Origin of the sequence: Methylobacterium sp. 174MFSha1.1 (assembly GCF_900116815.1) — a bacterium.
Lineage (GTDB): Bacteria > Pseudomonadota > Alphaproteobacteria > Rhizobiales > Beijerinckiaceae > Methylobacterium.
In genome coordinates, this window is sequence record NZ_FPCB01000057.1 from 19751 (window position 1) to 35067 (window position 15317).

Annotated in this window: 12 protein-coding genes and 2 pseudogenes; 3 read left to right on the forward strand and 11 right to left on the reverse strand. The window is 57.0% G+C overall.

Annotation, left to right across the window (positions count from 1 at the left end; all coding sequences use genetic code 11):
* Window positions 1–9: 9 nt before the first annotated feature.
* The gene (locus BM430_RS31365; protein WP_093571118.1) at window positions 10–1662 is read right to left on the reverse strand and encodes an IS1182 family transposase; all 1653 of its coding nucleotides are present in this window, start codon (window positions 1660–1662) and stop codon (window positions 10–12) included.
* A 49-nt stretch (window positions 1663–1711) separates the two neighbouring features.
* Here BM430_RS31365 and BM430_RS31370 point away from each other — a divergent pair.
* A pseudogene (locus BM430_RS31370) lies at window positions 1712–2201 on the forward strand (IS3 family transposase); the annotation flags it as partial.
* A 391-nt stretch (window positions 2202–2592) separates the two neighbouring features.
* Here the strand turns inward: BM430_RS31370 and BM430_RS31375 are convergent.
* Window positions 2593–3768, reverse strand: a complete 1176-nt coding sequence (locus tag BM430_RS31375) for an O-antigen ligase family protein (protein ID WP_093571131.1) — start codon at window positions 3766–3768, stop codon at window positions 2593–2595.
* Window positions 3769–4197: 429 nt separating this feature from the next.
* Window positions 4198–4887 (reverse strand): annotated as a pseudogene (locus tag BM430_RS31380) (IS3 family transposase); the annotation flags it as partial.
* Between the two features lie 1779 nt (window positions 4888–6666).
* Between BM430_RS31380 and BM430_RS31385 the strand changes: the two are divergent.
* Complete coding sequence (locus BM430_RS31385; RefSeq protein ID WP_093571119.1) at window positions 6667–7416, forward strand: hypothetical protein; 750 nt, start codon at window positions 6667–6669, stop codon at window positions 7414–7416.
* A 91-nt stretch (window positions 7417–7507) separates the two neighbouring features.
* Here BM430_RS31385 and BM430_RS34365 read toward each other — a convergent pair whose 3' ends face one another.
* Together BM430_RS34365 and BM430_RS31395 are read right to left on the reverse strand one after the other, a co-directional pair.
* Window positions 7508–7891 (reverse strand): hypothetical protein, encoded by a 384-nt coding sequence (locus BM430_RS34365; protein ID WP_143132183.1) that lies wholly within the window; start codon window positions 7889–7891, stop codon window positions 7508–7510.
* Entirely contained in the window at window positions 7891–8550 is a 660-nt protein-coding gene (locus BM430_RS31395) for a ParA family protein (RefSeq protein WP_093571121.1), read from the reverse strand. Before BM430_RS31395 ends, BM430_RS34365 begins: the two co-directional genes overlap by 1 nt.
* 271 nt (window positions 8551–8821) lie before the next feature.
* On the opposite strand from BM430_RS31395, the gene BM430_RS31400 reads away from it, so the two are divergent.
* Window positions 8822–9367: a recombinase family protein gene (locus BM430_RS31400; RefSeq protein WP_093571122.1), complete on the forward strand. Its 546-nt coding sequence runs from the start codon at window positions 8822–8824 to the stop codon at window positions 9365–9367.
* Between the two features lie 253 nt (window positions 9368–9620).
* Here BM430_RS31400 and BM430_RS34370 read toward each other — a convergent pair whose 3' ends face one another.
* From BM430_RS34370 to BM430_RS31415, 6 genes are all read right to left on the reverse strand, one after another.
* A complete protein-coding gene (locus BM430_RS34370) occupies window positions 9621–9986 on the reverse strand; it encodes a hypothetical protein (RefSeq protein WP_143132184.1) in 366 nt (121 codons plus the stop codon).
* 624 nt (window positions 9987–10610) lie between these two features.
* Complete coding sequence (locus BM430_RS34375; RefSeq protein ID WP_143132185.1) at window positions 10611–11027, reverse strand: hypothetical protein; 417 nt, start codon at window positions 11025–11027, stop codon at window positions 10611–10613.
* 107 nt (window positions 11028–11134) lie between these two features.
* Window positions 11135–11365, reverse strand: a complete 231-nt coding sequence (locus BM430_RS34380) for a hypothetical protein (protein ID WP_143132186.1) — start codon at window positions 11363–11365, stop codon at window positions 11135–11137.
* A 55-nt stretch (window positions 11366–11420) separates the two neighbouring features.
* Window positions 11421–11804 carry a hypothetical protein gene (locus BM430_RS34385; RefSeq protein WP_143132187.1) on the reverse strand — a complete coding sequence of 128 codons (384 nt, stop codon included), beginning with the start codon at window positions 11802–11804 and terminating at the stop codon, window positions 11421–11423.
* Window positions 11805–12014: 210 nt separating this feature from the next.
* Window positions 12015–13451: a hypothetical protein gene (locus tag BM430_RS34390; RefSeq protein WP_143132188.1), complete on the reverse strand. Its 1437-nt coding sequence runs from the start codon at window positions 13449–13451 to the stop codon at window positions 12015–12017.
* Between the two features lie 611 nt (window positions 13452–14062).
* On the reverse strand, window positions 14063–14773 hold the full coding sequence (locus BM430_RS31415) for a hypothetical protein (RefSeq protein WP_093571125.1): 711 nt from the start codon (window positions 14771–14773) through the stop codon (window positions 14063–14065).
* Between the last annotated feature and the right edge of the window lie 544 nt (window positions 14774–15317).

A 15317-nucleotide genomic window follows, 5' to 3' on the forward strand; every position in this document is an offset into this window, starting at 1 on the left:
TCGGCGAAGTCAGGCGGCCTGAGCCAGTGCCGCGAAGCGTGGCACGCGGGTTCGGGCGCGGGGTGTTCCGCTGAGCCAGCGCACGACGCGCGTGGCGTTCATCGCTGCGGCCACACACACCTGCTGCAAACTGGTTCTGGCTTGGCCGATGTAGCGGCTCCTGCGCAGCCCGAAGGCGCGTACGCCCTGCGAGAGCGTGCCCTCGATCCCGGCACGGATGCGATAGCGCTCCTTCCAGGCCGGATCCTGCATCCGGTCTCGCGCGGCGTTCAGGGCCTCGTACTCCGGGCGGGGCAGGAAGTAGACTGCGCGACGTCCCTCCTTGGATGAAGTGCACAGGCTGCGTGCCTGGCAGGGACCGCACTCCGTTCGGCTGAACACGGCCCTGAAGCGTGCAGCGCCTGTGTCGTCACGGCCGGCGCGCCACGTCACCGATGTCTTGCCTTGCGGGCAGGTCACTTTCTCGTTCTCCCAGTCGATCGCGACGTGACGCTGCTCGTAGGCTTGCTCGGCCTCCGTGGACCGCGTCGGCATGGCGCGGACCGGTCCCTCCAGCGAGACGGCATGATCGCGCTGGCTGGCGACCAGCAGATCCGCGTCGACGTAGCCGGCATCGACGAAGTGCTCGGCCGGCAGCAATCCCTTGTCGGCCAGATGGCGATGGATTGCTGCGGTGCTGGCCATGTCAGGCTGCATCGCCGGGCAGGTCAATATATGCGTGATCAGATGAGCCGCGTCAGCATCGCAGACTTCCGTGACGTGCACCTTGTAGCCCGACCACTCCAATTGCCGCTTCGTGCTGTAATGGACTTCTGGATCGTAGGGAGATTGCAGGCGCTCGCCGACCGGCGGCAACTCCGTCCCGCTGCGCCAGCGCGGTGATCCATCGCCCTCGCGCGCATAGTGCACCCGCCACACGTCCCGCAGGATCTTCACCATCGGGACGTCGCGGGCCTCGGAAGGAGCCTCCGGCGCGTCCAGTGCTGCAAGCAAGGCAAACCCGTCAGCTCCAATGGCCAGGGCCAACGCGGCACGCTCCGCCTGCACCTTGGGCAGGCGGTAGTCCTCGATCCGCCGTCCATAGCGCTCGAACCACACCGGCTCAGCGATCCCGCGCAGCCAGTCCGGGGCGACGGTGGCCAAGTCGTCAAGGGTGGCACGCAGCGTCTCGGCGACGAGTTCGAGCAGATGAAGGTCGTGGACGGCAGCCAGCACGTGCGTGCTGTCGGTGCGTTGCTTGCCCCGCGCCTTGACCAGACCACGAGCCTTGAAGCGCTCCAGCATCCGGTCGAGCAGCAAGTCCCCGGCACCGCCAGCAACCAGACGGGCCCGAAACTCGGCAAGGACGCTGAAGTGGAAGCCCGGATCAGTGAGTTCGAGCCCGAGTGCGTACTTCCAGTCGATCCTGGCGCGCACCGCATCGGCGGCCTGACGGTCGCTCAGATGCTCGGAGAACTGCAGGATCGTGACCAAAGCCAGTCGCCACGGTGGCAGCCCAGGTTGACCGCGGGCGGGATAAAGAGCGCGGAAATCCTCATCCTGGTAGAGGACAGTGAACTCGTCACGCAGCCGCGTGACCATCGTCCCTTTTGGAAACGCCGCATGGGCCACCCGAGCGGTCTCGGTGGGGATCGGACCTATTGGCTCCGGACGCAGGCTCATCGCGCATCTCCAAGCCCCCCGCTGGCGACCAATTCGCCGACAGTATCTCACCTACGTGGCGACGTGGTCGGGCTTCGTGTACGTGGCGTTCGTCATCGATGCGTTCGCCCGGCGCATTGTCGGTTGGCGGGCCCCACGCAGCGCTCGCGCGAGCTTCGTGCTGGATGCTCTGGAACAGGCGTTGCACGAGCGTCGTCCTGGTCAGGGCAGCGGACTGGTGCACCACGCGGACCGCGGCTCGCAATACTTGGCTCTCCGGTACACCGGGCGCCTGGCCGGAGCGGGCATCGAGCCGTCGGTCGGCAGCGTCGGCGACTCGTACGACAACGCTCTGGCGGAGACGATCAACGGCCTGTTCAAGGCGGAGGTGATCCATCGGCGCGGGCCGTGGCGCTCCTTCGAGGCGGTCGAGTACGCCACCCTGGAGTGGGTCGACTGGTACAACCACCGCCGCCTGCTCGCCAATCGGCAACGTCCCTCCCGCCGAGGCCGAAGCACGCTATCATGCCCACGTCGGCGACCAGATCCTGGCCGCCTGACCCAAGACAAACAGCCTCCGACAAACCCAGAGCGGTTCACGACGCCGTGCACGGCCGGATCGGATCCTGCCTCAACGAGATGAGCCAAGTCGGCCTGCTGCTCAGGCGAGAGGCGGGGCAGACGGCCTTTGGCCTAGCGGTCGGTGAGCCCGTCAGGGCCGCGCGCGTTGAAGCGATGGACCCCCAATCCTGAAGGGTTTGACGATCCATGTCACCGATCCGGGCCGCCTGAGCCCAGTTCATCCGATCCAGCACGGCAGCCAACACGAGCAGGCGCTGGCTCTGGTTGGTGTTCTTCGCGACGGCGAAGATCGCGCAGATATTCTGAGCTACAATTCATAACTTCATGGCCCGCATTCACTGTAAATCTGCAAAAATTTTTATGATTTAATCATTTATCATGTTCATACGTACCTAAACCGACGCGGCATCCCATCAACACGCCAAACATCATCCAGGCACTACCCCAGAGATGCACAGTCAAACCGCAAAAAGCAAGTGTCCACAATCCAACTGTCATCCACTCTGCTGAGTTTGCGGCAAGTATATTTATAAATCTCCTGTGGAAAAATGCGGATACCATCGCCAATACAAGGATTAATATGGCAATTAGGCCGTACCGCATAGTCAGGAATAACCATAAGGAGTCGACACTGTCTGGCATATCATTAGGTCGACTCCAATCGCGATATCCAATTCCAGTCCAAGGAGAAAACTCAATCTCTGCAATCACATAGCGCCAAATCAAAAACCTAAAAGTTCCGCTAGAATTCTCAAACGTTACCATTGACAGAAATTGACTAAGATCTAAATCTAGTATTATTAAAAATGTAGTTGATGTTAGTCCTATAAATATTAACGCAAAAACTCGATACGCGGCTTTTTTTACTATAATTCTCAGACAAAACCAAGAAAAAATAAGAGTAGAAGCAATTATTGGTGCCGCAGAAAGAGATAATATTGCACCAAAAATCATTAAAAGAGAAAGTAACAATTTGTCTTGCCAAGAAAATGTGGCAGGCTGTACAAAACATATTCCTAATGAACACATGCATCCAAATAAGATTGCGTGTTCTTGAGTTGATGATGCTCTTAATAGTCCAAGACGATATGTAGAAGGAATCGGAATGTTTCCAGTAGCTGATGCAAATATATTATTTACCACTACTGATCCAATAGCTAAATCGATAAGAGCGCAGGCAATTGCTGCTAAACAGCCAGCCACGTAAGCTCTTGCCACCCGATCGAAACCAGCCTGATCTACAACTAAGGCGCGAGCAGCAATGTAGGCACCGCAAAACTCAAGTACTGGTATAGCAGTACTAGCAAGTGGCTTGCCTATTCCATCATTTAATATTGTTGAATAAAACAAAATAATGGCAAACAACGTAACAAAAATGTCCGTTATAACTATTTTTCTAGCCGTCCTGTCGGGAGTTTGGAAAAAATATGTAACACTAATTACAGACAAAATAATTATTACTAGTCTATTTACATTGATCAGTGGTGAGTCTATCAGTTTCATTGCGGATGGAAAAAAAAGCGATATAGAGAGGAGAGTGTTCATCTGATTATCCCGCTTATTTATTTAAGATCTAAATATAATACTATTATAATACATCGATTTCATGATTTTACTTGTCCGCTGAGTACTAATCATCACGAATTGTCTGAAACTCGCCGGAAGCCAAATCGGGAGCAGGAACGGAGTGTGATACCATCAACTGCAACTTCTGAGCTGCCTGTCGCGCCGCAGATAAGAGTTATTAATACCTTGCTCACTCCGCGTCAAATATGGAGACGATGATGATGAGAAGCGGTGTTCATAATGGAGCAGCTTTCATCGTGAGGACCTAGTGCACTGACTCATTCGGAAGGTTCACATATGGAGTGAGCCGTGCGAGTCTGAGGGATGGCTCAGATTGTCTGCGTGATCCTCACCGAGGACGAGAAGGCGCAGCTGCACGCGATCAGTCAGGATTGGACTTGCCCCGGTTTAGTGGAGAGCGGTTTGGTGTGTGTTGCCCTTCTCAAACCGAGTGGGGCTGATGAAGCCGAGGGCTGAATGCCGCCGGCGGGAATTGTAGAAGCCCTCGATGTCGTGGGCTAGAGCGTCGACGGCCTCGGCCCGCGTTCGGGCGTCGTGGCGCCAAATCAGCTCGCTCTTCAGCGTCTTGAAGAACGCCTCGACCATAGCGTTATCGTAGCAGTTCCCTTTGCCAGACATTGAGATCACGATACCGTTTCGTCGCAGTTCTGCTTGATAGTCGTTCGAACAGTGCTGACTGCCGCGATCCGAATGATGCAGCAGGCCTGCAGGTGGCTGCCGGACGACAAGAACTCGTCGCAGTGCGAGGAGGGCGAGTTCTTTGTGAAGCCGGTCGCCCACCGCCCAGCCGACGACCCGTCGGGAATACAGGTCGAGGATCACCGCCAGGTACAGCCAGCCCTCCCGCGTCCAAATAGAGGAGAGATCCGCACCCCACTTTCGGTCAGGACCCGCGGCGGTGAAGTCCTGGTCGAGCCGATTGGGTGCGACCGGGAACGTGTGGGCGCTGTCCGTCGTGCGCCGGTAGCGTCGGGGCTGATGGGCGCTGAGCCCGTTCTCCCGCATCAACCGGGCCACGGGCCGCCGGCCTGGCACCAGACCCTGCTCGCGCAGCTCGTGCGTCATGCGCGGGCTGCCGCCGGCTGGCAATAGCAAATATCTGCTGAACGATGACAAGTCCAAAGAGTAAGCCGAGCACCGTGCCGCCGGCACTGGCTGCGAAATCGATGAGCTGCGATGTGCGACCAGGGATCCAAATCTGTCCGACCTCAAGCGCTGCGCTCAATCCGATCAACATCAGCGCTATGATCTGAATGCGCTGTGGGAAGCCTACAACAATACCAGCCGCGGTCAAGACATAAGCAATGAAGTGCTCAACTTGACCACCAAGCCCGGTGTGCGGTCTCTCAGTACCGGGAAGACAGGACAGGACGATGAGGGTTAGCACGGCGAGTGGTGTTAAAATGCGAGCCAGTCGCTGAATGAGGTCGATGATCATGACGGGCGCAAGGTATCGGGTATGTCAGAGCGGATGGCAAGAACAAACACGCGGCAAGCCGATAAGCCTCGGGACGGAATGCGGCTCCGGCCTGAGTGACGCTGTTTACCGCGCCGCGCTGCCTAACCAGGCCTGAGAGTCGTAGTACGGTTCCGACATTATGGTGAAAGATGGTGATAAAGCCGGGCTACTAACTTGGTTTTCGCAGATCTATATCTTGTTTTTGTGGTTTTATAATAAGAATTGTCAGATTTAATTAAATATAAATCATGATCATGAGGCATAATCTAAATATCAGGTGCCCGGGTTTGATTTGCCGTTCTTGACTTATTACGTCTCCGAGCTGCGACCTCCTGTGATATACGCCTTGAACGGTGACGCTCAATTGCAACATCAAGTATAAAAATAAATATAGAGAATGCCAAAGCACCAATACTTGCGCCAATTGGCATCATCAAAAATGCGAGCAAAACATCATACTTGAAAAAAATTACAAAATTTGCCATCCCAAAAGCGAATGAAATTGCTATCAATGAGATGATATTCGAAGGCTTTTCTTTCATAACGAACACCTGCAGGCTAGCAATGCACATTATATAATAGGAAATAAATTTTTGAATACGATGATCTTAGTTTTTGGGTTTCGGGCGATGACCGCCGCTATCCCGGCTGGGCACGGGCCTCAATCGGCGCTGCTCGCGGATGGCCTCAAGGTTCCGCTAACGAAGCAAGCGAGGGGCGCCAGGGCCCCGACAGTCTCGAGGACGGTTTCGCCACCGCCCCGTCGGGCCCAGACGGTAGACGAGGAAATCGTGGATCTCGGCGAGCAGTACACGACGGTGAACCGGGCCGAAGAGCGGTTCGCGGCTATCAAGGCAGGCGCGGCACACGCCAATGTCCTGTGGCCGCCACATCGGCTGGTGGAGGGTGGTGCGATGCCTGACGCCCCGCCCCTCCTCCCGGCACCCTCGATGCCCGGGTTGAGGACGGTCGCCTCACGGTGACCATCCTCGGGCCACGCGGCTCGGTGACCACGTGCGTCTCGAACGCGGCGACCTGGGCTCTCTACTGGGTGCTCGGGCGCGATCTCGAACCAGGAAAATTTGACGGCAACGGTTAATTCGTGCCTGGATGTAGGTTACCGTGGCCCGCGCCTTGAGGGCGAGTCGCATCCACCGGAGACCCTGCCGCCGCAGTGAGAACCTGAAAAAGCGAGACCCCCGCTAAGGCGCCAACCTTAGCAGGGGTCTGGAGCCCTAAAGGGCCGATCCAAGCTCTAGACAGGCCGATCGTCCCTGAAATCGCGACCTCTGTCAATCGGAAACCCGTTTTCCGACGACGGCGGAGCTTTGCCGGGAACCGGGCGCGCCTCATGCGACCCGGCTCGATCTGCCGCGGCCTCACAACGAGGCCGACTGATGACCTATGCCAAGATAAAAGAGGCGATCGCCTGGGCGCATCCCCGCGCCTGCGCTGATCTGCGCGCGCAGCTCTACGCCTTGCACGCACAAGGCCTCCTCACCGATGACGATGCCGCCGAACTCGATGTGGCGATCGAGGCGCAACGCAAGGGCCTTGCCTCCGCCACGCCTGCGCCAGCCGGCCTGTCGCTCGCCGCCGCGATCGCACCCACCGCCGCCCAGATCACGAAGTTCGCGCTCCGTCGCCAGCGCTCGCCCGACCGCGCGAGGAGCCGCGAGCGCCGCCGGGGCCTCGGCGGGTCGAGCCCGCTGCCCGAACCCCTCGCGCGCCGCTACACCGAGGGCCAAAGGGCGGTGCTGTTCATCGTCGGGGAGGAGATCGCGGTGCGGGGCGTCTGCGGGCTTTCGGTCGCCGAGATCGCGGCCCGCGCCGGTGTGTGCCACCGCCACGCGCAGATGACCCTACGCCTGGCCGAGGGCGACGGACTCCTCTCCATCACCGAGCGTCCCCGCAAAGGGCAGACGCACCAGACGAATCTCGTGCGGGTCCTGTCGCGCGAATGGGCGGCTTGGCTCCAGCGGCGTCGACCGACAGGGTGCAAACCGATTCCCTCCACGGGGATTCAGGGATTCTCTTCTTCTCTAAAATTGAGGACGGCAGCTCGCGGAAGCGGCGGAAGAGGTTTTCGGAGGGAGGATTCGGGCTCTGGACCGGCGGGACGACCGGCCGCGAGCTCTCGATTCTAGCTTGAGACTGTCGCCACCCCTGGAATCGAGAGCGCCGGATCCTGGTGAGGATCCGGCGCTCGGTGAGGGATTCGGGCTGATTGGTGATTCTCTATCGAACCCGCCGCCCGTCCTCCGGCAGGTTGTCGAGGTCGATCGCGAATCCGTCGCGCGCGAGTGCCCGCAGGACCAGGAACTTGACCGTCACCCGCTCGTTGAGCGCGCGCTGGCGCAACTCGGTCCAGACCTCCTCCGGGATGCTGAACTTGAGAGCTGGGTCCTTTTGGGCGTTGGCCCTCTTGGGCAATGGGGAATTTGGGCTTGCGGGCACAGGCTCCGGAGCGACCGGAGTCTCGGAGGGCAGCCGCTCGGGCTCGGGCGCCGTCGACGGTCGGGTGAAGCCGAGATCCTCGGCGGCCTCGGCGAGCTGACGCGCCTCTTCCGGAGAGGTCCGGGGCTTCGGACGCGGGGCGGGCTGGAACACGGTCTTAGACATCACGCGGCCTGCTGCTGCTCGGCGAGGATGGCGAGGAGTTCGTCGAGGGTGGCGCCGACCTCGCGGGCGGCCTTAGCGTCCCCGTCGGGCGCTGAGGGCGACAGGCCGGTGAAGTGGAGCGCCTGATAGGCGGCGCGCTGAATCACTTCGGTCTGGAGCACGGGGATCGACGCCTCCTGGATCTCGGCGCGGGCATGCGCCGCGACGCGGCTCTGCAGCGGCGACATCTGCGTGAGGACGACCCGGGCAGGGATGCGGCGCTTGAGCATCTTCTCGGCCCGCTGCACGACCTCATAGGTGCGGAAGACCTCCTGGAGGTCCATGCCCGAGATCTTCGAGGGGATGAGCACGAGATCCGACTCGGCGATCGCGTAGGTCACGGCCTGCGAGGCGGCGCCCTCAAGGTCGACGAAGACGATCGAGTAGCGCGCGGCCGCCTCGCTGATCCGGTCGAGGATGTTGGCCTGCGTCACGCCGCCGATCACGTCGACCTGGCCCCCCTCCCCTGCCCGCTCGCGCCAGGTCACGACGTGACCGTTCGGGTCGGCATCAATGATGGCGACGCTCCCGCCCTGCCGGGCGTAGGCGTCGGCGAGGCAGATCACGAGCGTCGTCTTGCCGACGCCTCCCTTGGTCGAACACACGCTGATGACCGCCATTGCCCAAGCTCCCAGGTGGGTAAGTGTGCCAATACCCCAAAGGGGATAGGTGGAAAACCTCAACAGCCCGTGAACCCCATGGCCCAAGAGGGCAAAGGGGTGTTTGGATAGGGTGAACTCTTGATCCGCTCCGACGAACGCCCCATCCCCCTGTTCATAGGGTACACCCTGCGAGGCAGCCACGGTGAGACGCCTGCGCCCTGTCTCACAGGGTTGCTGGGCGGCATGTGAGACAGCTACAAGGGATCATCTAGACCCTGCGAGACATTCCATGGCCCGGATCGGCTACGCCCGCGTCAGTACGCTCGACCAGGACCTCACCGTGCAGCTCGCCGCGCTTAAAAGGGCCGGCTGCGACATCATCCGGTCCGAGAAGGTGTCGGGCTCCTCGACCGTCGGCCGCGACGAGCTGCGCACCGTGCTCGCCTTCATCCGCGACGGCGACACGCTGGTCGTCACCCGAGTCGATCGGCTGGCGCGCTCGATCGGCGACCTCCAAGACATCGTGCGCGAGTTGAGAGGGAAGGGGGCCGGGCTGCTGGCGACCGAGCAGCCTATCGACACGTCGACGGCCGCTGGCAAAGCCTTCCTCGATATGCTGGGCGTCTTCGCGGAGTTCGAGACGAACCTCCGGCGCGAGCGCCAGGCGGAGGGCATCGCCAAGGCGAAGGCGGCCGGCGTCTACAAGCGGGCGCGCACGGTCGATCCGGAGGCCGTGCGCGCGCTGATAGGGGAGGGGAAGGGCGCCTCGGCGATCGCGCGAGAGCTGGGGATCGGCCGTGCGAGCGTCTATCGGGTGCTTAAGGCTGCTCTGTAGCCTCTGTCGAGCTAACCCGGCCTGGACCGCCGCTTCCAACGCCCAGCAGACCTCTAGCAATCGAGCTGATTAGGCCCGGACCCTGACCGACGGCCAACGCGACGACTCGCATAGCGTGCTGCTATGGAACCCACTCTACAGGGTGGTAAAATGGGTCGTGAGCCAGCAAGTAAGAATGTCTGGAATATGATGAGACTAGAACGGGACGGGATCTAATGCGAATACCAAGATAATATTTACAATAATAGACTGCTCAAGACCACGCAAGCTTGAATGCAGTTGCTGCAGACAGATCGTTCATGCCAATCATCCAGCCCATCCGCCCGTATTCATAATTTCGAGCATCAAGCCACATTTCCAGCTCGCATATCCTTTCAGCTCCAACTGAAAGATGACCAGAGAAATTTGCAGAGTCCAATTCTTCGACATCAAAAACATACGGCCACGTGCTCTTAAAATTAATAATATGTTCTTGTAAGGAAGCATCAATTATTTGTTTTTTTCTCTTATGTATTCTAAGTATATTAAGCACCTCAATATCTGGTGTTTTACCGCACTTTCCTAATATCTCCTCTTCAATAATAGATATAATATCATCTAAAAACTTTGATTGGTACATGATTGCATGTTGCATCTCTGGTGTTTCTAGTGAATACCTGAATGGTCCAGCATGTTTTGATATGCGAATTCTGTATTTCATAATCAATATTACTCAATTAGATAAGATATATTTGTGCACAAAATTAATCCATTTTCCGCTTGCAAGCTGGAGGTATTGATACGTTACGCAATCTTACATACCTTGCATTCAAAACATAGAGCTGCAATCGGGCACGAAACGCAACGACCACTCCCATTTGGGCATTGCCGCTGCGCTCCGGAAGCTCCGATATAAAAGCTAGATCGCTCGTCTACGCACGAGACTTGCTACCACGTCAATGGAGACAGCACGGCGATTATAATAGGAAATAGGTCCAGGTCGGTTGGGAGCTTTGATTTCACTGACTAATATGAGTGATGCCGTTTTACCCAAGTGGTCCTGCAATCCAGTACAACTTGGATCAGAAAGTATCGATTTCTCGTCGAGAAAGCCTTCGTATATACCAAAATACTCGCGAACGCGCGACTCAATCAACACATCAACGGCTTGCTCGTGACAGTATGCCGTCACAGCCTCAATACGATCCTCGTCACCGCAGGTAAGCGAGTTAAAGTGATAAATTTTCATATCGCACATTTTGACTCACAGTACCTTCGCCATCTGGCTCCAAACTTCACGCCAGGGAATTGGTTCGATTGTAATGTTGGGATCGTCATAGATTTTGATTGCTGTGATTGACGTGCCCCCTCTCATGCGAGCCGCTGTGGCGGCATGAGTCGGATCATTCAACATATCGCCCGGAAAATAATAATTTATCGCAACATTTTTGGCTTCGAATGTGGTACGGGCGCGAACATAAACACATAGATCAAGTTGCTCCTCTTCGTCGAAGTAGAGCACCTCAAAAAGACGTACCGCATCGAGTGCGCTTTGATGCCCTTGCATAGGAGCCAAATTGCTCCTGAGACGATTATTCCACTCACGAAATTCTGTCACATCTTCTACATACTCATCGGCTTCCATAGAAAAAGGAGTTGTAACTGGAAAAAGTGCGCTCATTGTAAAGAACCTTTATATTCTGGCTGTATTTGTATGAGTATATATTTGATATATCATAGAATATTAGCATCTTATATTATAGATGATGCTAATTTATATGCTTTGCCTCACGTGAGAAGCGGCATTTCACGGACATTGGCTAAGTAGTAATCTGTCTCATCAGAAAAATGATCCGTGAGATCTTCGAGGCTCATCGAGGCGTATTCGCTTGGATCACTTCCCATTATCTCGCACATTTTGGTGCGCATGCTATCTTCGGCACCAGAACGGGTCATATGGGCCGAGTAATCCCAGAACCCGTCACCAATTTCGACGCAAGAAAAGAAAATCGTGTTCATTACTATATTCTCACTAAGTTTATTGTATTAAATAGTTTGATAATATAATCAGTCATTATGGATTTGCATCGAGCCAGTCGGCCAACGACTCTATTAGGCAATCCCAGCGTTCATAAATTGGTTTTTTTTGCATGGCCTTGCGCCACTTCTTATCTTTCGGAGCTTTTGCAGCGAGCCTGCTTAAAGCCATACGATATTTCGGATGATTTTTTAAATCTTCTCGATGATAATCAAAAATGAAATCAAGCACACGGGCTATCTCCGAAGGCGTGATCGTGAGAGGATCGTGGATACCAATGCTAATGTAATGCTTTCCTGTCATCGCGCATTCCATATCCGGGGACGCACGCTCGAAGGTTTTACCTCCATCATCCGATACCATGACGCGTTTATTTGTGTAATCTATCTGAAAAACTGCTGGCATATTAAATTTCTGCATTGTCTATATCCAATGTATATTCATAAAAAAATTAGTTTGTATCGTTATGGATCGAATGAACCGCCCTAACGTCGAATCGATTAACAGAAAATAGCCTCAGACTGGTTATGGGTCAATATATGTCTGAGAGGAACGATAATTTTATCACCATTCTGCTGTTCAAGTGTAGTAAGTAAGCGACAATAATAACCTAGGTTGATTGCCAATTGGCTACTCACCCCCGTTTTTTCGTGGCCGCCCACGAGCGCGGTAGGTGCCGGCCGCGATGCTGGCGGCTTTACTCTCAGCACGCCGCCTCACGCCGCGCTCTCTCTCCAGCTCCCGGCGAGCTGCTTCATGATCGGCAAAATTGCCAATCGGCGTGGTCTCACGCCGGGTCGCTCGCTCGGGTCGCGCCACATCGAGAATGCCCGCCTCCGGCACACTTTCGATCACGATGTCGTCAGCAATCCTATGGCGCGTCAGGTAGGCGTAGATCGCTTCGGCTTGCATCCGATCGTAGACATATATCGTGTACTCGCCCTCGAAAGTAGGGTCACGAATAGCTCCGCGCATAATGAATTGATGAATGTCCTCCATCTCGCGCGCCTGCATGATATCGTCAGATGTAATGTCTAGAGTTGACTGAATTGATTGATCGGCATCCTGTCTCTTATTTGAGTAGATAAACGCACACGAGGTGTGAGAGATTAGTCGGTTCGTTCCGGATTGGCGTGGTGATACTGCAACGGCATGATCGAGCCAGCCTTCGAAATATGTCATCACGTCGCGATTACCCGAATAATAGCCGAGATCGCGTACCTGGGCGAGGTGGCGCAAAACCGCGTTGAGGCAGCGCCTGCCTGTCGGATCCGCCCACCAAGCGGTGGATCCAATATGCCCATGCGTGAAGTATCGCACCCGCACCTGCACCTTTGGGCCGCCTGATCGTGTCGGGCTTATCAGCGTCTCCGAATATGTGACGTGTCCATCTACGCGTGCGCTCGCGCGACCGCATAGGCTGGTGGTCCAAGCGGCGGCCGCAATCGCGACCGATGCAAATCCTTCCAGTGCTCCAGGCGTCCATACGGCGTGCCACTGGACCGTGCGGCCTCGCAGGGTCGCATCCTGCCAGGCACCTACGTCGACGAGCGCTCCCTGGTGCGAGCGGGCCGCTTTGTCGAAACAGACGAGGTCGCTCAGATGCGTGTCACGCATGAGCATGCTGGGGCCAGGCGCGTCAGGCCTGAGCCGGACCTGCCACCATCCCACATCAGTCGATGGCTCCAGTTCATATACCTGCTGCAGGTAGACGGCGGCGGCAGGAGCACGGAAGCGGCCCGAAATCACGGCATCCGGCACCTCGTCGATGCGTGCGTCCCAGCGTGGCTGACGATCGCCCCCGAATGGGCTCAGATCCATGCGGGTGAGCATGTCATGCGTGATGAGGAGGATCGCGTGCTGATGCAGCTCTGACTCCTGCCGTGCTCGATCGATGCGTCTCTCGACCGTGCCACTCGCCCGCTGGTTACCGTGCACCGGCTCGATGTGTACGGTGAGACCACGCGCACGTGCACGACTGCGTAGATCATCCGCTTTTTCTTCGATAAGATCTGTGCGAGGCAGCGCGAAAAGATAATGTGCTGGATGATCGAGCATGTCGTTCATCAAATGGCCTGACTTCCCACAACCAGGAGGTCCAACAAAAATTTCAACAATCATATCGAAATATATCCTTTGTATTAATTCTGTCCACTGCGTGTATATATAGATAAGTATGGACGTCTTTAATTTGAATATTAACGAAGTCACCTTTCTTGAGCCGCCGAGGGCGGCTTGACGAGCCCGGCGCGGTCCGCGCGGGCGACGGCAAGGCGTCCTCGGTACGACGGGGTGCGACGCACCCCTCGTCACATCGATCGCGTCGAGGTGCAGATCTGGTGCTCGACGGAGAGCAGAGCTTTTTGCCCACTGATGTGCGCCGCTCACTCCCGTCGCGCTGGAGCGCGCGGTCGTGACCCGCGTGCCGCTTCGGCCTGCACCGAGCCGATCGCTGTCGCGCCGGCTCGCGACAGACCTCGCGGCGATGTCATTGACTCGATGTCTCGTCGGCCTCTCTGGTGTGAGAGGGTCTGAGCTCGACGGCGATTGATATGAAACCGCCGCCGCAGGCGGCGTCAGGACACGCCGTGGACGAGTTTTCCTGGCCGCACACGACCCCTCCGACATCGGCATGAGGTCTGGAGAATGATCCGCGATTTGGCCAGGGAGGGTCTCGATCAGACCAGGCCGTGATCACGCACGGCCTGTGCGAAGGCGCAGGCCTGTTCATCGGTGTCAAATCCGTAGGTCAACTCGACTTGATCGGATTGACACTCGATGTCGAGCGTAACCTGCTCTGTGCAGGACATCGCATCCCGCACATCGCACAGCGCCAGATAGAGCGCGGACGCGTTGGTCAGCGCGACCCCGTCAGCATCGAGGGCGTCAACGACGAGCTGATCGGTGATCGCGCAGAGATCATGATCACTGAAACACGGATCGACATCCCAGAGCTGAGCAAAAAATGCCACGCTGCGATAATAGTGCAGCACGTACTCCACCGCATCACAGCCGCGTGGGGCGGCGGCTTCCAGTGTGTCCGCCAGGCGCGTGATCTCATCGCTCGCGTCCACGGCAGCTGTGCTGAACGAGTCGTGCAATCGCAGACCCGCATACTTGACCGAATGGCCAGCGATGATCTGTGCGAGCAGAGGGTCGACCTGGCTGGTGAACGCCTTGAGAAGAGCCCAGGTCGCGAAGGGCGTGATGCTCCAGTACAAGGAGCGCCCAAGGATATCATCCTCGAGAACATCTTCAGATCGGAGCGACGCCGCGCCAGACTCAAGATCAAGACGCAGAAAAGCCCGATGAGGCTCTGCCTGATCGTGATCTTGGCTGAAGAGCGGCAGGGCTTCGGCCATAAAAGGGAGGAAAACCGAGGTGGGCATGAAAGGTCATCCTGAAATGAGGGTTGGCGCCGAGCTAATGTGTGCTCGACGACCCTGTTGTGACCTCCAGGAGTCCCGATTGCAAGCGCGCCGATTATCGTTCTGCATTCACGTTCAAGACACGGCGGACCAGCCAACGCGTCGAGGTCGTGCTCTTGGGCGAGGGCGGGATCCGGGAGGACCCGGACAAGCCCGCTTCTTGGAGGCCTACGATCTGGGTCGCGCGGCCAAGGGCATGTAAGCCGCGGCGTCCTCGACATCGAAGCGCGCCAGTGATCTGGAGACCCGGCTCACCACGACCGCCGGAGCACCGTCGCGACGACCGCGCACGCACCCTGCGCCCCATGGTGGCCGGCGCTTTCACCTCGATCGGTTTTCATCTCGAAAGGCCCTGTGTCAAACACCATCGATAAGGGGACATTATCAAGTGATGTTACCGTCGCTGTAGATGCTTGATATTAATGACCAATCTGCATCGAAGATTTTGATTGCTGTTGGATTATCACTGTGAACAGGATCGTAGCTGCGCGTTTCGATTGTTCCA